General features: G+C 62.3%; 16 protein-coding genes. 10 read left to right on the top strand and 6 right to left on the bottom strand.

Features of this window, described 5'->3' with window-relative positions; all coding sequences use genetic code 11:
• Positions 1–58: 58 nt before the first annotated feature.
• Positions 59–1102, bottom strand: coding sequence for a LacI family DNA-binding transcriptional regulator (locus Q8L25_RS15855; protein ID WP_308920269.1), 1044 nt, complete (start codon positions 1100–1102; stop codon positions 59–61).
• 1 nt (position 1103) lies between these two features.
• The gene (locus tag Q8L25_RS15860; protein ID WP_308920270.1) at positions 1104–3017 is read right to left on the bottom strand and encodes a glucokinase; all 1914 of its coding nucleotides are present in this window, start codon (positions 3015–3017) and stop codon (positions 1104–1106) included.
• Positions 3018–3341: 324 nt separating this feature from the next.
• Here Q8L25_RS15860 and Q8L25_RS15865 point away from each other — a divergent pair, with 324 nt between their 5' ends.
• From Q8L25_RS15865 to Q8L25_RS15905, 9 genes are all read left to right on the top strand, one after another.
• Positions 3342–4652: a carbohydrate porin gene (locus Q8L25_RS15865; RefSeq protein WP_308920271.1), complete on the top strand. Its 1311-nt coding sequence runs from the start codon at positions 3342–3344 to the stop codon at positions 4650–4652.
• Positions 4653–4791: 139 nt separating this feature from the next.
• Complete coding sequence (locus Q8L25_RS15870; protein ID WP_308920272.1) at positions 4792–6045, top strand: ABC transporter substrate-binding protein; 1254 nt, start codon at positions 4792–4794, stop codon at positions 6043–6045.
• A gap of 120 nt (positions 6046–6165) precedes the next feature.
• On the top strand, positions 6166–7050 hold the full coding sequence (locus tag Q8L25_RS15875) for a sugar ABC transporter permease (protein ID WP_308920273.1): 885 nt from the start codon (positions 6166–6168) through the stop codon (positions 7048–7050).
• Positions 7047–7916: a carbohydrate ABC transporter permease gene (locus Q8L25_RS15880; RefSeq protein ID WP_308920274.1), complete on the top strand. Its 870-nt coding sequence runs from the start codon at positions 7047–7049 to the stop codon at positions 7914–7916. The genes Q8L25_RS15875 and Q8L25_RS15880 overlap by 4 nt, the downstream gene beginning before the upstream one ends.
• 8 nt (positions 7917–7924) lie before the next feature.
• Entirely contained in the window at positions 7925–9034 is a 1110-nt protein-coding gene (locus tag Q8L25_RS15885; RefSeq protein ID WP_308920275.1) for a sn-glycerol-3-phosphate ABC transporter ATP-binding protein UgpC, read from the top strand.
• 216 nt (positions 9035–9250) lie between these two features.
• Positions 9251–11800, top strand: a complete 2550-nt coding sequence (locus Q8L25_RS15890) for a cation-translocating P-type ATPase (RefSeq protein ID WP_308920276.1) — start codon at positions 9251–9253, stop codon at positions 11798–11800.
• Complete coding sequence (mgtA, locus tag Q8L25_RS15895; RefSeq protein WP_308920277.1) at positions 11784–14504, top strand: magnesium-translocating P-type ATPase; 2721 nt, start codon at positions 11784–11786, stop codon at positions 14502–14504. The genes Q8L25_RS15890 and mgtA overlap by 17 nt, the downstream gene beginning before the upstream one ends.
• Positions 14505–14652: 148 nt before the next feature.
• A complete protein-coding gene (locus Q8L25_RS15900; RefSeq protein ID WP_308920278.1) occupies positions 14653–15315 on the top strand; it encodes a BON domain-containing protein in 663 nt (220 codons plus the stop codon).
• 85 nt (positions 15316–15400) lie between these two features.
• Positions 15401–15832, top strand: a complete 432-nt coding sequence (locus tag Q8L25_RS15905) for an Hsp20/alpha crystallin family protein (RefSeq protein WP_308920279.1) — start codon at positions 15401–15403, stop codon at positions 15830–15832.
• 107 nt (positions 15833–15939) lie between these two features.
• On the opposite strand, the gene Q8L25_RS15910 is transcribed toward Q8L25_RS15905, so the two are convergent.
• A complete protein-coding gene (locus Q8L25_RS15910) occupies positions 15940–16722 on the bottom strand; it encodes a universal stress protein (protein WP_308920280.1) in 783 nt (260 codons plus the stop codon).
• Between the two features lie 173 nt (positions 16723–16895).
• On the bottom strand, positions 16896–18299 hold the full coding sequence (locus Q8L25_RS15915) for a bifunctional enoyl-CoA hydratase/phosphate acetyltransferase (protein ID WP_308920281.1): 1404 nt from the start codon (positions 18297–18299) through the stop codon (positions 16896–16898).
• Between the two features lie 107 nt (positions 18300–18406).
• Between Q8L25_RS15915 and Q8L25_RS15920 the strand changes: the two genes are divergently transcribed.
• A complete protein-coding gene (locus Q8L25_RS15920; RefSeq protein WP_308920282.1) occupies positions 18407–20155 on the top strand; it encodes an alpha/beta fold hydrolase in 1749 nt (582 codons plus the stop codon).
• Here the strand turns inward: Q8L25_RS15920 and Q8L25_RS15925 are convergent.
• Together Q8L25_RS15925 and Q8L25_RS15930 are read right to left on the bottom strand one after the other, a co-directional pair.
• Positions 20152–20994 (bottom strand): universal stress protein, encoded by an 843-nt coding sequence (locus tag Q8L25_RS15925; protein WP_308920283.1) that lies wholly within the window; start codon positions 20992–20994, stop codon positions 20152–20154. The two genes, Q8L25_RS15920 and Q8L25_RS15925, sit on opposite strands and share 4 nt — an antisense overlap.
• Before the next feature lie 159 nt (positions 20995–21153).
• Positions 21154–21630: a pyridoxamine 5'-phosphate oxidase family protein gene (locus Q8L25_RS15930; protein WP_308920284.1), complete on the bottom strand. Its 477-nt coding sequence runs from the start codon at positions 21628–21630 to the stop codon at positions 21154–21156.
• Between the last annotated feature and the right edge of the window lie 267 nt (positions 21631–21897).

Here is a 21897-nt window from a genome sequence, read left to right on the forward strand (position 1 = left end):
ATTAGCGGGGCCGCCTAGGCGTAGCGTAATCCGACAACATTGTTGGAGTCGCAGGCATTCAGATTCCCGGCACCCCCGACGACCCCCGCACCATCAGCGTAAATTCCAGCAAGCGGTGCGTCGCCGGCGCCACGTCGCCGGCGCGGCGCTGGCGTATCTCGTCGAGCACCAGGGTGACGGCGGCGCGCGCCATGTCGGCGATCGGCTGGTGGATGGTGGTCAGCTCGGGCCACACGGTGGTGGCCACCGGCGTGTCGTCGAAGCCGCAGACGGACAGCTGCTGCGGCACCTGCAGGCCCATGCCGTGCGCCACGGCCAGGGTGGCGGCCGCCATGTCGTCGTTGCTGGCAAAGATGGCGCTGGGGCGTGCCGGCCCCGCCAGCAGCTTGCGCGCGGCGTCGAGTCCCGAACGATAGGTAAACAGTCCCTGCGCCAGCCGCTCCCGCGGCACGCTCCATCCCGCTTCCCGCATCGCATCGAGAAACGCCTGCCGGCGCAAGAGGGCGGGCGTGTGGGCCGGGTCGCCCTCGATAAAGCCGATATCGCGGTGGCCCAGCCCCAGCAGGTGGCGCGTCATCGCCAGCGCGCCCTTGTAGTCGTCGATGCGCACGGCGGAAATGGCCGGCGACGGCTGGCCAGTGGCCACCGCAATCGAGGGCATGCCGATGCGGTTCAGTTGCGCCTGCACTTCGGGCGAGTCGCACAGCGGCGGCGGCACCAGGATGCCGTCGACCCCGGCCGCCACCAGTTTTTTAATCGCGGCGCGCTGGCTGGCCAGGTCGCTACAGCGTTCCAGCAGCAACTGGCCGCCGCTCTGGCTGCACTGCTCCATGGCGCCGACCAGGAATTCACTGAGATAGGCGGCGCTCGGGTTGCTGTACAACAGGCCGATGCGCAGGGTGCCGGTGCGCGCGGTCCTGGCCGCCAGGTTGGGCTGGTAGCGCAGCGCGGCGATCGCCGCTTCCACCTTGCCGCGCGTGGCGGCGCTGACGCTGGCGCGGCCGTTGATCACGCGCGACACCGTCATGGCCGAGACGCCGGCCAGGCGCGCCACGTCGTGCACGGTGGCGCCGCCCGGCGCATCTGCGGCGATGGGCGTCATCTTATTCGAGATGGCCGCCGAACTTCAGCTTGCCGCTGATGCGCATGCCGTGCAACTGGCCTTCATCGGGCTCGGCCGCGCTGGTGCGCTGCACCGTGTCGCGCCGCGCCAGGCCGACCGACAAGATATCGAGCATCATCAGCTGCAGCAGGCGCACGATCATCGGCACGAAATTGAGGTTGCCTTCGGGGTGGTTCAGGGTCAGCAGCACGTCGGCCTGGCGCGACAGCGGCGAGCCGCTGGCGGTAATGGCCAGCACGCGCGCGCCGCAGCCCTGCGCCACCTTCACCGTGCGCAGCAGTTCGGGCAGGGCGCCCGAGCGTGAAATCACCAGCGCGACGTCGCCTGGTTTGAGCATGGCGGCGCTCATTTCCTGCGCCTGCTGGTCGGCGAAATAACTGCTGACGATGCCCAGGTTGAGCAGCTTGTGCTGCATGTCGTCGGCCACCACGCGCGCGCTGCCGACGGCCAGCAATTCCACCCGCCGCGCGCCGCGCAGCATGTCGATCGCCTCGGTCAGCGCCTTGACGTCCAGCATGTCGCGCATGGCCAGCGCGGCCGAGGCGCTGTTGCCCAGCACCTTGCGCGCCAGTTCGGCGTCGGAGTCCGACATCTCCACATGGCAGTGCGCCACCGTGATGGCGCCGCCCGTCAGGCCCGAGGCCAGTTTCAGCTTGAAATCGGCCAGGCCCTGCACGCCGATCGAGCGGCAAAAACGCATCACGGTCGGCTGGCTGACGCCCACGCGCTGGGCGATTTCGGCGATCGGCAGGGTCAGCATGGCGTTCGGTTCTTTCAGCACCCAGTCGGCCACCTTGCACTCGGAGGGGCTCATGCGGCCGCGCGCCTGGCGCACCGATTCGAGCACCGGCGCGCCGGAATTGGCCCGCTTGAGCTTTTGCGCCAGGATGGCGGCGATGCCCAGAAACGTCGGCAGTTCGGCCGTGATCAGGAAGGTGGGGATCTGCGCCAGGTATTCGTTCAGGCGGCCCTTCTGCTCGAAGCGGGCGCGGAACTGCGAGCGTTCGAACAGGGGGCCCAGGCGCGGCACGATGCCGCCGCCGATATAGATGCCGCCCAGCGCGCCCAGTGTCATGGCGACATTGCCGGCGATCGAGCCGAGGATGGCGCAGAAGCAGTCGACCGCTTCCAGGCACACTTCGCAGTCGTTGGCCAGCGCGCGGCTGGTGATCTCGGCCGCCAGCAGCGGCTGCGCATCGGTCACGCCGGCGCGTTCGGACAGGGCGCGGTAGATCAGCTCCAGGCCGCGCCCGGAAGCGAGGCGTTCGGCCGACACATGCGACAGTTCGCGCCAGGCATAGGACAGCACGTCCATCTCGCGCTGGTCGCACGGCGCAAAGCTGACGTGGCCGCCTTCGCTGCCCAGCGCGATCCAGCGGTCTTCGGCCGGAATCATGCCCGATACGCCCAGGCCCGTGCCCGAGCCGAGCAGGCCGATCACGCTGTCGGCGCGCGCCATGCCGCCGCCGATCTGCATGCGCTGGTCGGGCCGCAGATAGGGCAGGGCCATCGCCAGTGCCGTGAAGTCGTTCACGACCAGCAGGGTGTCGAGGCCCAGCGCGGCGCGCATTGCTTCGATCGAGAAGAACCAATGGTGGTTCATCATGCGGATATTGTCGTCGTCGATCGGGTTGGCGATCGCGATGGCCGCATGGCGTACGCGGGCCGAACCGGCGGCGCGCGCGTCGGGACTGTCGATATAGGCGGTAATGGCCTCCAGCAGGGAGGCATAGTCGTCGCAGGGCAGCACGGCCACCGCTTCCAGGTGGCCCTGGCGCGTTTCCAGCACGAAGCGGGCGTTGGTGCCGCCGATATCGGCCAGCAGGCGCGGTCCGTCGCTGAAACGGTCGGCCGCATCGCCGCCCGCACTCTCTGTTCTTTCATCAATTCTCATGGCGGCGTTCAATGTCTCGTGTGCGTGCGCCGTCTTTGCGGCGCAACTGTCGTTATGGTGAAAACCAAGGATTCTAGAGGGTATTTGGTCTGCGTGCCAAAAAATGCCAGGCATGCCAGATCAGCACTTATCTGTGTTGAAAAAAAACACTTTGCGCAAGGCCAAAGATAGTCAAATAAAGTGTGGCTGACTAGTCGTAGGATTACAACATAATATGTTGATATTTGTTCGTAGTATAGTTACTATGTCTCTGCTGGAAAGATTTCTGGCCAGTACATTCGGCCACGAAGTACTAGAAAAAAACAACTACTGAGGAGACTTACCATGCTGCATCGCAACATGTTGAAGGCCGCGTTGAAAGCGCTGCCTGCTGCCATCGTATTAGCTATCGCCAGCGGTTCCGCCATGGCGGACCCGATGTACCCAACCGATTCCGAAGGCTTCCACGGCTACCTGCGCGCTGGCGCCGGCAGCAACACCTCTAGTGACGGCGGCTCACAAGGCTGCTTCGGCCTGGGTGGCAACACCATGAAATATCGTCTGGGCAATGAGTGCGACGCCTATACCGAATTCGGCTACACCAAAGCCATCGCCAAATCCGGCGACGTAACCTACATGGCCACCGTCTGGGTCAACGCCTACGCACCAAATTCCGATTTCGGCGACAACAAGGTCGGCATCGTCAAAGCCTACGTCGAAGCACAGGGACTCGACTTCCTGAACGGCGGCACGGCCTGGGTCGGCAAACGTTTCTACTACCGTCCTGACATCCACATGCTGGATCTGCAGTACATCAACATGAACGGTACCGGCGCCGGCCTGGACCGCATTCAGGCGGGCCCGGGTAAATTCTCGTATGCCTTCTTCAAGGACAACGACATTGCCCAGTTCGATGATGCCCAGGGTTCGAAGAGCGGCACGCCAGGTGTCTACCTTGGCAACCGTTCGGCCGTGCGCCAGAACTTCATCTACGGTGAAATTCCGGTCAACACCAACGGCACCCTGGACCTGGCCGCGACCTACATCATCGGCGAAGGCAAGGACAACGATTTCTTCGGCAAGAAAAACAACGGCTGGCAGCTGTCGGCATTCCACCGTCAAGGCAAGGTCTTCGGCGGCGGCAATACCTTCGGCGTGCAGTATGGCGTCGGTCCTGGCGTCGGCAAAGGTGCGCAGTTCGGCGCCGCCGGCGACACCTCGTTCGGTTCGGACGTGAAACGTACCCGCGTGTTCAATGACATGGCGATCCAGCCGATGGAAAACTTCGGCATGGAACTGGTCGCCCTGTGGCAAAAAGACGAGTCGAAAGCTGCCGGCTCCTCGACCTGGACCTCGGTTGGCGTGCGCCCTGTCTACGCTTTCACCAACAACCTCAAGCTGATTGGCGAACTGGGCACGGACCGCGTGACGCAATCGGGCGGCCCGACCAAGCGCCTGACCAAGATCACCATCGCACCGGCGATTTCGGCAGGTCCTGGCCTGTGGTCGCGTCCTGAACTGCGCGCCTTTGTCAGCTATGGCAAATGGAACGATGCGGCCACCGCGTCGGTCAACGCGTCGAACAACGGCGGCCCGATCTACAACAACAACACCAGCGGCACCTCGTACGGCTTCCAGGTTGAAGCCTGGTTCTAAGTTTTGACTGATGGGGCCATTCCCGCCGGGGATGGCCCCATCTGACTGTAAAGAGCGCCGGCACAGGCGCAAATTAACCTTTATCGGCAGATTGCGCCGAAGCCCCCTAAAAGCTTGATCAAAAAAAGGAATTGTGGAGATGAAACTGAAATTCAAGATTACCCAAGTCGCCGCCCTGACCGCACTGGCATTCGCCGGCAATGCATTCGCTGCCGACGTGGAAGTGCTGCACTACTGGACCTCGGGTGGCGAAGCCAAGTCGGTCGGCCAGCTGCAGCAGATGGTCAAGGAAGCCGGTTTCGGCTGGAAAGATTTTGCAGTCGCAGGCGGTGCCGGCGAAAACGCCACCACCGCACTGAAAACCCGCGTCATCTCCGGCAATCCACCGACCGCCGCCCAGATCAAGGGCCCGTCGATCCAGGAATGGGGCGCTGAAGGCGTGCTGGCCAATATCGATGAAGCTGCCAAGGCAGGCAAATGGGACGCCGTGCTGCCGAAAGTTGTGGCCGATGGCATGAAATACAAGGGTCACTACGTTGCCGCACCGGTCAATGTGCACCGCGTCAACTGGATGTGGGTCAACCCGGAAGTGCTGAAAAAAGCCGGCGTGGTCGGTACGCCAACCACCTGGCCAGCGTTCTTCGAAGCGGCTGACAAGATCAAGAAATCGGGCGGCATCGCGATTGCCCACGGCGGCCAGCCATGGCAGGACGCGACCGTGTTTGAATCGGTCGCACTGGGTGTCGGCGGCGCCGAGTTCTACAAGAAAGCCATCATCAAGCTGGACCAGAAAGAGCTGACCGGCCCGACCATGCTCAAGGTGTTCGACACCCTGGGCAAGGTCAAGACCTACATCGACAAGGATGCGGCAGGCCGCGACTGGAACCTGGCAACCGCCATGGTCATCAACAACAAGGCAGGCTTCCAGTTCATGGGTGACTGGGCCAAGGGCGAATTTACCGCCGCTGGCAAAGTGCCAGGCAAAGACTACCTGTGCGTCGCCGCACCGGGCAGCGAAAAAGCCTACACCTACAACATCGACTCGTTTGCGATGTTCACGCAAAAGGATGCGAATGCGAAGAAAGGGCAGATCGCCCTGGCCAACGCCATCATGAATCCGAAGTTCCAGTCGATCTTCAACCTGAACAAGGGTTCCATCCCTGTGCGTTCCGGCGTTTCCAAGGACAAGTTCGACGCTTGCGCCCTGAAATCGATGGACGACATGGATGCCAGCAACAAGGCAGGCACCTTGCTGCCATCGTTCGCGCACGGCATGGCGCTGCCATCGGCCACGCAAGGCGCCGTGTTTGACGTGGTTGCCAAGTTCATGAACACCAACATGAGCTCGAAGGACGCTGTTGCCGAACTGGCCAAAGCCGCCAAAGTGAAGTAATCACCACAGCGTCGGCTCCCCGCCGGCGCTGCTGCATCGCAGATGTTGCAGGTATCGCAGGCCCCCTCCGGCATCCGCCCGGACGGGCGCCATACGCAGTTCTACTTCTACGGCTGTCCTATGTCCATACGCAAGCAATTTGATCGATGGATACCACAACTGGTCCTGGGCCCGACGCTCATCGCCAGCCTGGTATTCGTCTATGGTTTTATTTTCCTGACCGGTTATCTGTCCCTGACCGAATCGCGCATGATGCCGAACTTCGAGTTCTCCGGCCTGACGCAATACTATAGTTTGTTCGATAACGAACGCTGGTGGACCTCGCTGAAGAATCTCGGTATCTTCGGCGTGCTGTTCATCGGCCTGTCGATCACCATCGGCCTGTTCCTGGCGATCCTGCTCGACCAGAAGATCCGTGGCGAAGGCTTTCTTCGCGCAATCTACCTGTACCCGATGGCGCTGTCGTTCATCGTCACCGGCACCGCCTGGAAATGGATGCTGAACCCCAGCCTGGGCCTGGAAAAGGTCATGCACGACTGGGGCTGGACCTCGTTCACCTTCGACTGGCTGGTCAATTCGGACATGTCGATCTATACGGTGGTGATCGCCGGCGTGTGGCAGTCGTCCGGTTTCGTGATGGCGCTGTTCCTGGCCGGCCTGCGCGGCATCGATGACGAGATCATCAAGGCGGCGCAAGTCGACGGCGCGTCCCTGCCGACCATCTACTGGCGCATCGTGATTCCCGCCATGCGTCCGGTGTTCTTCAGCGTGATCCTGATCCTGTCGCATATCGCGATCAAGAGTTTCGATCTGGTGATCGCATTGACTTCCGGCGGCCCGGGCAATTCGTCCGACGTGCCGGCAATCTTCATGTACCAGTTTTCCTTCACCCGCGGCCAGTTGGGCCTGGGCTCGGCATCGGCAATGATGATGCTGGCCACCATCGTGGCCGTGCTGGTGCCGCTGATGTACCTGGAAACGCGCAGCGCAAAGGCGATGAGATGACACACACACGCAAGCATCAATTTACCCTGGGGCGGGTGGTCCTGTACCTGTTGCTGATCCTGTTCGCCCTGTATTACATCATTCCGCTGTACGTGACCCTGTCGACGTCGTTCAAGTCGCTCGACGAGATCCGCAGCGGCAACCTGCTGGCGCTGCCGCAGGTATGGCAGTTCGAGTCCTGGGGCAAGGCCTGGTCCTCGGCCTGTACCGGCGTGACCTGCAACGGCCTGCAGCCGTTCTTCTGGAACTCGCTTGAAATGGTGGTGCCGGCCGTCCTGATCTCGACCTTCATCGGCGCCTTCAACGGCTATGTGTTCGCGCACTGGCGCTTCCGTGGTTCGGAACTGCTGTTCGCCGGCCTGCTGGTGGGTTGCTTCATCCCGTTCCAGGTGGTGATTCTGCCGATGGCGCGCTTGCTGGGCGACTTCGGCCTGGCCAATACCACCACCGGCTTGGTGTTCGTGCACGTGGTCTACGGCACGGCCTTCACGACCCTGTTCTTCCGTAACTACTACACCAGCGTGCCGGAAGAACTGATCAAGGCGGCCCGCATCGACGGCGCCGGCTTCTTCCTGATCTTCCGCAAGATCGTGCTGCCGATTTCCGGCCCGATTTTTGTCGTGTGCATCATCTGGCAATTCACGCAGATCTGGAACGACTTCCTGTTCGGCATCGTGTTCGCCAGCGGGGATTCGCAGCCGATCACGGTGGGCTTGAACAACCTGGTCAATACATCGACCGGCGTGAAGGAATACAACGTCAACATGGCGGCGGCGGTGATCGCAGCGCTGCCGACACTGCTGGTCTACCTGGTCGCAGGCCGTTATTTTGTGCGCGGCCTGACCGCAGGCGCAGTCAAAGGTTAAGGAAAAACATGTCTAGCTTATCGATTCGTAATATCCGCAAGGTCTACACCAACGGCGCCGAAGTCCTGAAAGGCATCGACATCGAGATCAAGGACGGCCAGTTCCTGATCCTGGTGGGCGGCTCCGGTTCCGGCAAGTCCACCTTGCTGAACATGATCGCCGGCCTGGAAAGCGTCACCTCGGGCGAGATCATGATCGACAACAAGGTCGTCAACGACCTGCCGCCGAAAGACCGCGACATCGCCATGGTGTTCCAGTCCTACGCCCTGTACCCGTCGATGACGGTGCGCGAGAACATCGCCTTCGGCCTGAACGTGAAAAAGGTCGCCAAGGCCGAACAGGAAGAGATCGTCAACAGGGTCGCCGAGACGCTGCAGATCTCGCACCTGCTCGACCGCCGTCCGGCGCAGTTGTCGGGCGGCCAGCGCCAGCGCGTGGCGATGGGCCGCGCCATTTCGCGCAAGCCGTCGCTGTTCCTGTTCGACGAACCGCTGTCGAACCTGGACGCCAAGCTGCGCGTGGAAATGCGCGCCGAGATCAAGCGTCTGCACCAGCGCCTGAAAGCCACCATCGTCTACGTCACGCACGACCAGATCGAGGCGATGACGATGGGCGACCTGATCGCCGTGATGAAGGACGGCGTGGTGCAGCAGCTGGGCACGCCGCAGGAAATCTACGACAATCCGGCCAATCTGTTCGTGGCCGGCTTCATCGGTTCGCCATCGATGAACTTCATCACCATCAAGCCGGTGATCGAGAATGGCGCCGTGTCGGCCGTGATCGAAAACGGCGGCAACAACATGCGCCTGGACCTGCCGTTCGATGCCGAAAAACTGCGCAGCCATGTCGGCCGCGACGTGATCCTGGGCATCCGCCCGGAACAGATCACCGACATCAGCAGCGCGCACGGCGACGTCGGCCAGGAACTCGGTTGCCTGGTCGACCTGGTCGAGCCGACCGGTCCTGATACCCTGCTGACGACCCGCCTGAACGGCGCGGCCGTGACTTGCCGCACGCATCCGATCGAGGCCGTGCGCCCCGGCCAGACCATGCAGCTGTCGTTCAACCTGTCGAAAGCGGCCCTGTTCGATCCGGCCAATGGCGAACGCATCGCGTAACTGATCGCGATTGAGCGCCACACGCTTGGCCCGGCAGCCGCAAGGTTGCCGGGCCATTGTCGTTTGCATGGCCAGCATTCCAGCTCGCACTTGTGCCGTGAAAACACTTGTGGCCACCCGGACAATGCGATACTTTCTCCTGCCAGCAGTGTGCCGAGTGGCCAAATTTGTTGTTAGCATGGAGTACGGTGGCGCCGTGTTGAAAGGATGGAGGCCATGGACAAGCCGCAGGGCACCGAGGGGCTGACAGCAGCGCAGGCCGCTGAACGACTGCAAAAAGACGGGCCGAATGCGCTGCCTGCGGCACGTCCTTTGGGTGCGGCCGGCCTGTTGATCGAGGTTGTCGTGGAACCCATGTTCCTGCTGCTGGTTGGCTGTGGCGTCATTTATCTGCTGCTCGGCGATCGCAATGAGGCGCTGATGCTGCTGGCCTTCGTTGGCATTGTCATCGGCATGACGTTTTTCCAGCGCAGACGTACCGAAAGCTCGCTGCGTGCGCTAAGCGACCTGTCCAGTCCGCGTGCGCTGGTGATTCGGGATGGAAATCAGGAACGCATCGCTGGCCGGGAACTGGTGGTGGGCGACCTGGTCTTGCTTGCCGAAGGCGACCGCGTGCCCGCCGACATGGAGCTGCTCAGTGCATCGAATTTGACGGCCGATGAGTCGTTGCTGACGGGAGAATCAGTACCGGTGGTCAAGTATGGTTGCTCCGAGGACGGCGTCGGTCCGGCCAGCCTTGTCTATTCCGGCACGCTGATCACTCAAGGCACGGCCAGCGGCCTGGTGGTCGCCACCGGCCCGCGTAGCGCACTCGGTCGCATCGGTGCCTCACTGGTCACACTGGGCAGCGAACTGACGCCAATCCAGTTGCAAACGCGCCGGGTCGTCAAGCAGGTCACCATCGGCGGCCTGGCTCTCGCCGCCGGCCTGGCGCTGGCCTATTGGTGGCTGCGCGGAGAGGGCCTGCAAGGGCTGCTGGCCGGACTGACGCTGGCCATGGCGGTCCTGCCGGAAGAGCTTCCAGTGATCCTGACGCTTTTCCTGGGCCTGGGCGCCTGGCGCTTGGCGCGCGAAAATATTCTGGCGCGCAGTATTCCCGCGATTGAATTGCTCGGCGCGACGACCGTACTTTGTGTCGACAAGACGGGAACACTGACCGCCAACAGCATGGTGGTGGCCCGCATCTGGTCGCAGGAAACCTCTTACGATTGCCGATATCCTGGCGCCGCCGCTTTGCCGGAGTTGCTGCACGGCGTGCTCGAATATGCCGTGCTGGCCAGTCACCGGCGGGCGTTTGACCCGATGGAGTCGGCCATTGTCCGGACCGGCGCAAGTTTGCTGGCCAATACCGAACACCTGCATGCCGACTGGCAGCTGGTCGACGATTATCCTCTGTCGCGGCAAATGCTGGCCATGTCGCGGGTGTGGCAATCGCCGGACCGCTCCGGGTTCCTGGTGGCGGCGAAGGGGGCGCCCGAGGCCATCATCGACCTGTGCCATCTTCCACCGGCGCGCGCGGCCGCTATTGCCACCGAAGTACAAGCCATGGCAGACAGCGGTTTGCGCGTGATCGGTATTGCCCGTGCCATCTTTGCCGCGCCACATCTGCCTGACAATCAGCATGGTTTTGATTTTGAATTTCTCGGCCTGCTGGGCATGCACGATCCGGTACGGCCGGAAGTCCCCGATGCAGTGGCGCAATGTCACGCTGCGGGGATGCGCGTGGTGATGATCACGGGCGACCATCCCGCCACCGCATCGGCGATCGCGCGGCAGGCTGGTATCGCGGGCATGGCGGACAAGCGCTTGTCGGGCAATGATCTGGCCATGCTCGATGACACGGCGCTACAGGAACGCCTGGCGGACACCGATGTTTTTTGCCGTATCGCACCGGAGCAGAAATTGCGTCTGGTGCTGGCGTTTCGCCGGCGCGGTGATATCGTCGCCATGACCGGTGACGGCGTCAATGACGCGCCTGCGTTGAAGGCCGCCCATATCGGCGTGGCGATGGGCGCGCGCGGCACCGATGTCGCGCGCGAAGCGGCCGCGCTGGTACTGCTCAAGGATGACTTTTCCTCGTTGCTGCTGGCGGTCCGTCATGGCCGCTGCCTGTTTGCCAATCTGCGCAAGGCGATCGTCTTTATCGTCGCGGTCCATGTTCCCATCGTTGGCCTGTCGATCCTGCCGGTGCTGCTGGGCTGGCCCATGCTGTTGATGCCGGTGCATATACTCTTCCTGCAGATGGTGATCGACCCTGCCTGCTCGATCGTATTCGAGGCCGAGCCGATAGAAGCCGGTGCCATGCTGAGCAAGCCTAGAAGGCCGGACATGCATTTGTTCGACCGCGACCTTCTGGTACGCGGTTTGCTGCAGGGAATAGGACTGCTGCTCATGCTGCTCGGCGTCTTTGCGTATGTTCGCTGGTCGCTTCAGTCCGACGACGTCGCGCGCACGACGACGTTCCTGGCCCTGGTGCTGTCGAACCTGGGGTTGATCCATGTCAATCGTCAATGGACCCAGCCGTCCTGGCGCAGCGGGGTACGCTCGAACCAGGCGTTCATATGGATCAGCATGGCGACCTTGCTGTTGCTGTTGCTGGCACTGGGTGTGCCGGCGCTGCGTGACCTGTTTGGCTTCGCGCTTCCGGGCATGGCCCAACTGGTGATGTGCTGCCTGGTCGCCATGCTCGCTACCCTCTGGTTCGAGTGCGTCAAGTGGGCGCTCGCCAGAGAGCGCAGGCGCAGTACTGTTGCTGTGCCTGATTGAGATCGGTTCACGCGGCAGCCGGGCGGATGCCGGGCGCATTTCCCCTGCCGGTGATTGCCGCAAGCTTGAAGAAGGAATCCCGATGCGAAAGACTGTTACCCATATGAAATGGCACCAGTCTCAGACTGAAACGACCGTACTGTACGCGCTGAGCAAGCTGAGTGCGCAAGCCAGTTGCGTTGCGATGGGCTCTACCATCGCAGGACTGGAGTGGCGCACCGCGCAGGAGCGGCTGCGGCGCTACGGGCCCAATCTGGTGAGCCGTGATGTGCCACCGGGCATGGCAAGGCAGTTGTGGCGCCGCTTGCGCCAGCCCTTGAACGCCTTGTTAATCGCGCTCGCCGCCGCAGCCTGGGCCTTGGGCGATCGCCCGGCCGCGGCATTGATCTTGTTGATCACCATGCTGGCCACCGGCCTGTCTTTTTTGCAGGAGTATCGTGCCACCGCGGCGGCGACCCGCTTGCGTTCGATGGTCACGAATTGCGCCCGTGTACGGCGTCGTGGCCGGGTGGATGCCGATGCCGATGGCTACGGCGAGCTGCCGATCGAGGCCTTGGTGCCAGGCGACATCATCGCCTTGGCGGCGGGTGACATGATCCCCGCCGATGTGCGCCTGCTGGAGACGAAGGATTTTTTTGTCAATCAGGCGGCCTTGACGGGGGAAGCACTGCCCACGGAAAAATTTTCGGCGCCATTTGACGCGGGAGCCGAGTCGCCTTTTGATCTGCCCAATATGTGTTTCATGGGCGAAAACGTGCAAAGTGGCTATGCTACCGGCGTCATCATTCGAACCGGCTCGGGTACCTTGTTCGGCGAATTGGCTGATCAGGTCGCGCACGGCCGTCCGGCCACCGCTTTTGACCTGGGTGTCAGGCAATTTACCTTGATGATGATACGCTGCATCGCGGTCATGGTACCGGTGGTGTTGCTGATCAATGGCTTGACCAAGCACGACTGGCTGGAGGCCATGATGTTCGCGCTGGCCATCGGGGTCGGATTGACCCCTGAAATGCTACCGATGATCATCACGGTCAATCTGGCAAAGGGTGCGCTGGTGATGGCCCGCGCCAAGGTGATCGTGAAGCGGCTCGATGCGATTCAGAATCTGGGCGCGATGGACATTCTCTGTACCGACAAAACGGGTACGCTCACGCAGGACCGGATCATTCTCAAGCGTCACCTGGACTTGAACGGCAATGAGTCCGAGCGCGTGCTGCGTTATGCCTGGATCAATAGCCATTTCCAGTCTGGCTTGAAAAATTTGCTCGATGTGGCTGTATTGAAACACGCCGAGTTGCATGGCCTGCTGGGCGTGGATGCGGGGTACGCAAAGGTGGATGAAATTCCGTTTGATTTTTCGCGTCGGCGCTTGTCGGTGGTGGTAGCGACACCGGAAGGCCGCCATCTCTTGGTATGCAAGGGTGCCGTCGAGGAAATCATGGCCGTCTGCAGCCACTATGAAGCCGATGGCCGATGCGCCATCCTCGACGCGACGCATATTGCCGCCGTCAATGCCCAGGCCCATGCTTTGAACGATGATGGCTTCCGGGTCGTGGCCATCGGGTATAAAGATGTGCTGGCGGACCAAGCCGGCGGCCATCGCGCTGATGAAACGGAACTGACACTGGCCGGCTATATCGCTTTCCTGGATCCGCCCAAGGAAAGTGCGGCTGCCGCACTCGACGCGCTGGCAGGGCAGGGCGTCGCGGTAAAGATCCTCACAGGCGACAACCCTGTCATTACCCGCAAGGTCTGCCGTGAAGTTGGCTTCGACGCCGGCGTGATCGTGCCCGGCACCAGCCTGGACAGCATGCAGGACGCGGAACTGGCCGTTCTGGCGGAGCGCACACGCGTGTTTGCCAAGCTGACACCGTCGCAAAAGGAGCGCGTGGTGCGCTTGCTGCGCGGCCACAAGCATGTGGTTGGCTTTCTCGGCGACGGTATCAACGACAGTCCGGCCTTGCGGGCTGCCGATGTGGGCCTGTCGGTGGATGGCGCGGTCGATATCGCGAAGGAGGCGGCCGATATCATTTTGCTGGAAAAAAACTTGATGGTGTTGCAAGAAGGGGTACTTGAAGGGCACAGGGTGTTTGCCAACATGACGAAGTACCTGCGGATGGGCGCCAGTTCGAACATCGGCAATATGTTCAGCGTGCTGGGGGCAAGCCTGTTCCTGCCGTTTCTGCCATTGACGCCGATCCAGGTACTGGCGAATAATCTGCTGTATGACTGCTCGCAAATGGCGATTCCGAGCGACAGCGTGGATGCGGCCGAGATTGCCATGCCGTGCCTTTGGGATATGGACCGCATGTTCAAGTTCATGCTGTTGTTGGGGGCGGTCAGTTCCTTGTTCGATTATCTCACCTTCGCCATGTTGCTGTGGTTCTTCGATGCGTGGCGCGATCCTGCACTGTTCCAGACCGGCTGGTTCATCGAGTCGCTGCTGAGCCAGACCCTGATCATCCATATTCTCCGCACGGCCAGGATACCGTTTTTTCAGAGCCGGGCCAGCGTCGTGCTGTCGGTGACCAGTGCCGCTATTTGCGCGCTCGGCATCTGGTTGCCGCACTCGGCCTTTGCCGCCGCACTCGGTTTGCGGCCCTTGCCCCCCTGTTACTGGATATTGCTGCTTCCGCTGTTGTGCGCCTATGCGGTATCGGCTTTTATCGCGAAAAGATATGGTGCGCGGCTCTGGACTGGGTGAATTCTTCTCTGCCAGCCAGTAAATTTGATGCCGCGCCGCTCTGGACGTTTGATCCGCATCAAGCGTGCGGCGCCGCTGTTTTCTATGCTGGTGAAGCAGGAAGGACCTTGCTATCTGATGGGGGCATGCACTGAAAACGGAGGTGGACATGTTGAGCGATGATGAAGTAAAAAAGCAGGTCGAACGTGAGCTGGAGTGGGTGACGAATGTCGCGGCATCGGATATCGGCGTGTCGGTCAAGAACAGCGTCGTCACCTTGTCCGGATTTACGCATAGTTTCGGCGACAAGGTGCAAGCCGAACGTTGTGCGAAAGGCGTCGCCGGTGTCGCCGGCGTGGCCAACGATATCGAGGTACGGCTGGCGGGGGAAGCGCGGCCCGATCCCGAAATTGCGCGCGATGCCGTGGCCGTACTCAAGGCGCAACTGCCTGGTTCATCCGACATGATCAAGGTAGTGGTACAGGATGGCGTGCTGCGGCTGGAAGGGCGGGTTGCCTGGAATTATCAACGTCAGCGTGCCGAGGAGGCGGTACATCACCTGCGCGGCGTGCGCAGTGTGCTCAACCAGCTCGCGCTCAAACCCACCGCCTCGGCCGGCGAAGTGCGGCAGAAAATCCTGTCTGCATTCCAGCGCAGCGCCGCCCTCGATGCCGCGCGCCTGGTGGTCGAGGCGAGTGGCGCGCGCGTGGTGCTGAGCGGCAGCGTGCGCTCGTTCATGGAGCGCGAGGACGCGGAAAAAGCCGCCTGGCACGCTCCTGGCGTGACCGAGGTGGAAAACCACATCAAGATTGATCCGACGCTGGCGTGCTAGCCCCCACGCGATAGCGGGACTGGCCCGGCACGATGTTTTTTGGGATATGCCGCCCAGGCCGATACCGCGTTAACAGGAGATGATGATGAACAGAACGACGCAGCAGATCGTGCACGGCTCAAGATTGTGGCACTTGTTTTCCATGGCCCGTATGGAGGAGTACCTTCAGCGCTGGCGTCTCAAGCATTCATTTTTTTCAATGAAGAAACGCCAGCACTTCCGGCTCGATGTTGTGGAAACGGAGGATGCTTATCTGGTCGAGGCAGAGATGCCCGGTTATGGCAAGGATGCGCTGAAGGTGGAAATCGACGGGAATGAAGTGCTGATTTATGCGCAGGCGAAGGAAGCCACCGGCGCCAACGACGGGGAAGCGCGGTTGACGCCACAGTACCGCTATTTCACCTTGCAGCAAGCCATCGACGATCACAACGCAACGGCGCGCTACCGGCACGGTATCCTGGAGCTGCGCCTGCCGAAAAAGCGTGGAAGCCGTACGGTCCAATTGGCCATCAACTGACGTTGGCCGATATGCGCTGCCCGACGTCAGCGCATCGCCTTCGGGCAGGCTGGCCATGCCCAGGCGCGACAAGGGCGGTGCGTGGCGGGCGCACGGCCGACATGTCACTAGTGCGACATGAGTACCGGCACGGTCATCGATTGCAATACAGTGCGCGTCACCCCGCCCAGCAGGATTTCGTGCCAGCGCGCATGGCCGTAAGCACCCATGACCAGCAGATCGGCATCCCGGTCAGCCGTCAGTGACAACAATGCGTCGCCTATCGGCAATCCGGCCGATGTGGTCTGTTGTAGCACCTCCACATGGACATCATGGCGTGCCAGGAACAGCGCGATGTCGGCGCCGGGCTGAGCGCCGTGTACCCCATATTCGCGCTCCGGATTGAATACGGCCACCGTCACGAGCTTGCTGGCACGCAGTAGCGGCAGCGCATCGCTGATGGCGCGCGTGGCGGCGCGGCTGCCATCCCAGGCCACGATGGCGTGCTGGCTCCAGCGATCCCTGACGCCTGCGTGCGGCAGCACCAGTGATGGCCTGCCCGCATGCAGCGTCACATATTCGGGTAGTTGCCCATTTGTCGTGTCGTCGCGATCCTGCGGATTGCTTTGGCTAAGCATGATCAGATCGGCATAGCGCGCATGCAGCGTCAGGTTGGCCGCGCTGTCTTGCGGTCCCATGCGGCGTTCGAAGGAAACACCGGCAAGGCGCGCCTGCGTTTCAAATCGATCGAATGCCGCCAGGATCTGGTGGCTGGCGGCCGGCAACACGGGTTGCGTTGCCAGGCCGACCAGATGGGCATGTTCGATACTGGCAATCTGTGCCGCCACGACGATACGGTCACGGGCCTGGACCGAGCCGTCAATATGTACCAGGATGGTCTTGTAATGCATGGCTCGCTCCTGTCGGATAAACAATGCCCAGCCTAGCAAATCGGCACGCAAAACCGCATGATCTGCGTCACGCAATCCGGCGTTGGTGGCGCCGGTGCAGACGACGGCCTGCATCGTCGTCGCGACGCTGCGGCCAGCACGGTAACGATCAATGTGCGGTTTCCGGACTGAGCTTATGGACGCCGTGTTCGATAGCGATGGGCCAGCAGCAATGCCAGCGCTGCCGATCCGCATGGCGCTGGCGCATTGTCGCTACCATTGCTCAGAGCGATCGGCACGGCCGCGCCCATGATCACGCCGCAGTTTTCCGCGCCGCCCAGGCATTGCAGCGTTCTGGTGAGCATGCTGCCGGCTTCGAGGTCGGGAGTGATCAGGATGTCCGCATGCAGGCCGACCGCCGACGCGGCGCCACTGGCGCGGGCGGCGAACGGCGAAATGGTCGCGTCGACAGTGAGTGGGCCATCGACCAGCGCGCCGGTGATCTGGCCGCGATCGCGCATCTTGCACAGTGCGGCCGCATCCAGCGTGGAGGCGATCTCGCTAGTCACGGTGTTCAGCGCGCACAGTAGCGCGACGCGCGGTTCCGCATTGCCGAGCGCATGCGCCAGTTCGATCGCGTTCTGCACGATGTCGATCTTGTCGGCCAGAGTGGGACGCACATTGAGCACGCCATCGGAGATCAGAAGGGGTTTGTCATACATCGGCAGTTCAAGGTGGCAGATGTGCGACAGGCGCCGCTTGGTATGCAAGGCCGGTAGCGCCAGCACGGCCTCGATCAGTTCGTCGAGATGCGCCGCTCCCGCCATCAGCATCTCGACCTTGCCGGCGGCGGCCATGGCGGCCCCGCGCGCCGCGGCGGCATGGCTGTGCGGGGCGTCGATCAGCACCACGTCATCGAGCGACAGGCCGAGCGATGCGCCCAGCGCGCGCAACCGCGCCTGCGGTCCGATCAGCAAGGGCGTGATCAGGCGCCGCTGCGCCACGTCGAGCGCCACGCGCAGCGATGGCGCATCGCATGGATGGATCACCGCGCAGCGCAGCGGTTCCAGCTGCGCCACAGCGGCCAGCAGGCTGGCGTAGGGAGGTTGCGCGAAAGGCAAATGCAGCAGCGGCACTCTGGCGCGCGGCCGGCGTATTTTCGCCTCTGGCGCGATGACGGTGGCGACCCCGGTCAATACCGACGTGCCGGTCTGGTTCTTGACTTCGCAATCGAGCTGCACATGACGGTTGGCGGGGTTCTTGGACGTTACCGTGGCCGTGATGCGCAATTCGTCGCCGATGCGTACCGGCCTGAGAAACTGCAGCGTTTGCGCCAGATAGATCGTGCCCGGGCCTGGCAGGCACGTGCCCAGCAGGCGTGAAATCAGCGCCGCTTCCCACATGCCATGCCCGATCACGCCGTGGAAGGGCGTGTGCTCGGCATACTCGGGATCGACATGGGCCGGATTGACGTCGCCGGACACCAGCGCGAAGGCGGCGATATCGTCCGGGCCAAGCTTGCGTGTCAGTCGCGCGCTCTGGCCAATCTGCAGCGCATCGTAGGTGGTGTTCTCAATGAACTCGGGGTCGTCGCTCATGCCGGCAGTGTAGTAAATATCGTCGCCGTGTACTTGATTGCGATCAAATACACGGTAGCGTCTTTTTTACCATAATGTGAAAGGACAGCTGTATCAAGGAGGGCAACATGAGCGCACTGTCATCATTGAGCGTCGTACCGGGCATGGTGCCGCCGCCACCCTTGCCGGCACATCGCAATCTGCTGGACCTGCATCTGCAGAGCCAGATTGCCCGCGTGACGGGAGGTATTTCGCCGGTCGCGATGTCATTGGCGTTCCAGGACTGGTGGCAGCATCTGCTGATGTCGCCTGGCAAATGCTGCGAACTGGCCGCATTTGCCGCCAGCGGCGTGGGCGGCGTCGGCCTGGCGCGCGACTCCGCCGGCGATGGGCGCTTTGCCGATGCCGCCTGGGGGGACTGGCCGTTTTCGCAGTACGCGCAAGGTTTCCGGCAGATCGAGCAGTTCTGGCGCCAGGCTACCAGCGGCGTGTGCGGCGTGACGCCGCACCATGCCGATGTGGTGGCTTTCACGGTGCGTCAGTTGCTTGATATGTATGCACCATCGAATTTTCCGTGGACGAATCCGGAAGTGATTCAGGCGGCGCTGGCCAGCGGCGGACGCAGTCTGCTGCGTGGCGCGCTGAATTGGCGCCAGGACATGTGCCGCCGTATTGCGCCACCGGATATGGCGGTACCGGAGCCGGTCGGTAGCGGCTACCTGCCCGGGCGTGATGTCGCGCTTACCCCGGGCAATGTGATTTATGCCAATGAATTGATGGAATTGATCCAGTACGCGCCGCAGTCAGGCAAGGTGTACGCCGAACCGGTGCTGATCGTGCCGTCCTGGATCATGAAGTATTACATCCTCGATCTGTCGCCACACAATTCGCTGGTGCGCTATCTGGTCGAACAAGGACACACGGTGTTGATGATGTCCTGGCGTAATCCTGACCGGCGCGACCGCGACCTGGGCATGGACGATTATCTGCAACGCGGTGTGTTTGCCGCGCTCGATGAGGTCAATGCGCTGTGTGGCGGCGCGCCGGTGCATGCCGTCGGATACTGTCTTGGCGGTACCTTGCTGGCGATCGCCGCCGCCGCCCTCGATTCCGGCGACCACCGTGCGCATGGCCGGCTGGCGTCGCTGACGCTGTTGGCGGCCCAGACCGATTTCAGCGAACCGGGAGAACTGGGCCTGTTCATCGATGACAGCGAACTGGCATTCCTTGATGCCCTGATGTGGGATCAGGGTTATCTGGCCGGCGACCAGATGGCGGCCTCCTTCCAGCTGCTGCACGCACGTGATCTGGTGTGGTCGCGCATGATGCGCGAGTATCTGATGGGAAGGCGCACCGCGCCAAACGACCTGATGGCGTGGAACGCCGACAGTACCCGCTTGCCATTCCGCATGCATAGCGAGTACCTGCATGGCTTGTTCTTGCACAACGACCTGGCCGAAGGACGTTACCTGGTCGATGGCATACCGGTTGCGCTGAGCGACATCCGCACGCCGATGTTTGTACTGGGCACGCAGCGCGATCATGTCTCGCCCTGGCGTTCGGTATACAAGATACACCTGCTGTGCGGCGCGCCGATGGAATTCGTGCTGGCCGCGGGTGGTCACAATGCGGGCATTGTGTCGGAACCGGGCCACGCCAGGCGCAGTTACTTCAGGCAAGCTGCCAACCTGGTGACTTATGGATACAGCAGCCCGGACGAGTGGCTCGACCGCGCCGTCCTCGCCGACGGTTCATGGTGGCCATACTGGCAACGATGGCTGGTGCAACGATCCAGCCGGAAGCGCGTCGCGCCGCCGCCGATGGGAATCGGTCCAACACTGGGTCCCGCCCCCGGGCGTTACGTACTGCAGTCCTAGTGTGCCACCAGCACCGGCAATGTCATGCCGCGCAGCACCGTACGGGTGGCGCCACCGAGCAGCATTTCCTGGACACGGCGATGGCGATAGGCTCCCATGACCAGCAGGCCGCAGTCCTGCGCGGCCGCCACGCTCAACAGCATTGCACCGATATCGCCGGCCGTGACCTCGCGCATGAGCCGGACCTGCACTGCGTGCCGGGCCAGATAGTTGGCGATGGCGGCACCGGGTTCGATGCCGTCGGGTGATGGCTGATGGCCGCCATTGAGCATCAGTACCGTGACATGTGCCGACAGGCGCAATAATGGCAGCGCGTCGGTCATCGCGCGCGCCGCCTGCATGCTGCCATCCCATGCCAGCAGCGAAGAGCGAGCTGCCAGTGTCGCTGGCGTGCCGTGCGATGCCGGCAGCAGCAATAATGGGCGAGCGGTGTGAAACAGCAACTCCGATGGCAGCGGCCGCGGTATGCCGCGCAGCACGTCATAGGCGTCGCTTTGGCTTAATATCAGCAGGTCGGCATAGCGCGCATGCCGCTGCAGCGCTCCTTCGGCGTCGTCCTCCTCCAGCCAGCGCGACCATTGGCCGACGCCCATGGCACAGGCCTCATGCGCAAATGAGTCGAGCGCTTCCGACGCTTGCTGGCGCCGCTGCGCGATGACGTTGCGTAGCAAAGGTCCGGCGCCGGACTGGGCGTTCCACTGAGCGTGGTGCGATAAGCCCGTCGCCGCGACGCCCGCCAGGTGAGCATCCGTCGCACACGCCAGCCACGTTGCCAGCGCGTAACGTGCCGCTGCGTGACGCGATTGGTCGCAATGGACGACGATCGTTCGATAGCTCATCGCAGTGCCTGACTATCGTGGCGCATCAGCGGCGCCACTACGGCGATGCACGGCCCGGTTACTCTCCGGTGCAAGGCGATCGGGATGAATGTCGCAGAGGGCATCATGAACTCCGGCGATGGTGGACACGGGCCTGGCCAGCCTGCGGGGAAGGCGAGTTCAGTGGTCTGGCGCGACAGCGAAGAGTTCGGTGTGGCCGAAACCTTGCTCATAGTCGAGCACGGAAATAAGCAGCGGATCAATCCGCACGAAAACCGCGCCTGGCCAGTTGCTGGCGGTACTGGGCAGCAGCTGGCGCAATTGCGGGAATCGAAACAGCATCAGGTCGGCGGCATGGGCGTTCTCCTCGGCGTCGCCGACCATCGTGGCCGTACCTGCTAGCGACAACGCGCGGATATGTTGCCAATCGGTATAGGGTGGCGTGATGGTCGCCGACACCTTGTTGTGTTGACGGATGTTATGTGCTTTCTGGCTATCAAGGCCGATGCCGGCATATAGCGTCAGGTCGTCGTGTACAAAACTGACGACCGTGGCCTGTGGGTAGCCATCCGGTCGCAATGTGGCCAGCGTCAGATCATGAGTGGCGCGCATGATGCTGAGAATAAATCGGTGCTGATGGTGGTTCAGTGCCTGCATGGAATTCCTCGCAAACGTCTTCAGGGACACGACGCGACCGAACGCTTACTATGCCATGCTTTTTACATCATCGTTTGCGCTGGATTAAGAGCGATGCACGTGGCGTGTCAAACCCACGTGCATGGTCGGTAGCGGATGCCCGTTTTTCCCATCGGCTGACAAGATGACGTGCGGTGGCGTCTTGCCGGCGTTGAGGGAGACAGCGGCCATGTCCGCATTATTGCCTGTGCGGCGCCACCTGCGCTGGCGGGCCTGGCGCTGCGCGCA

Origin of the sequence: Janthinobacterium sp. J1-1 (genome assembly GCF_030944405.1) — a bacterium.
Taxonomy (GTDB): Bacteria; Pseudomonadota; Gammaproteobacteria; order Burkholderiales; family Burkholderiaceae_D; genus Janthinobacterium.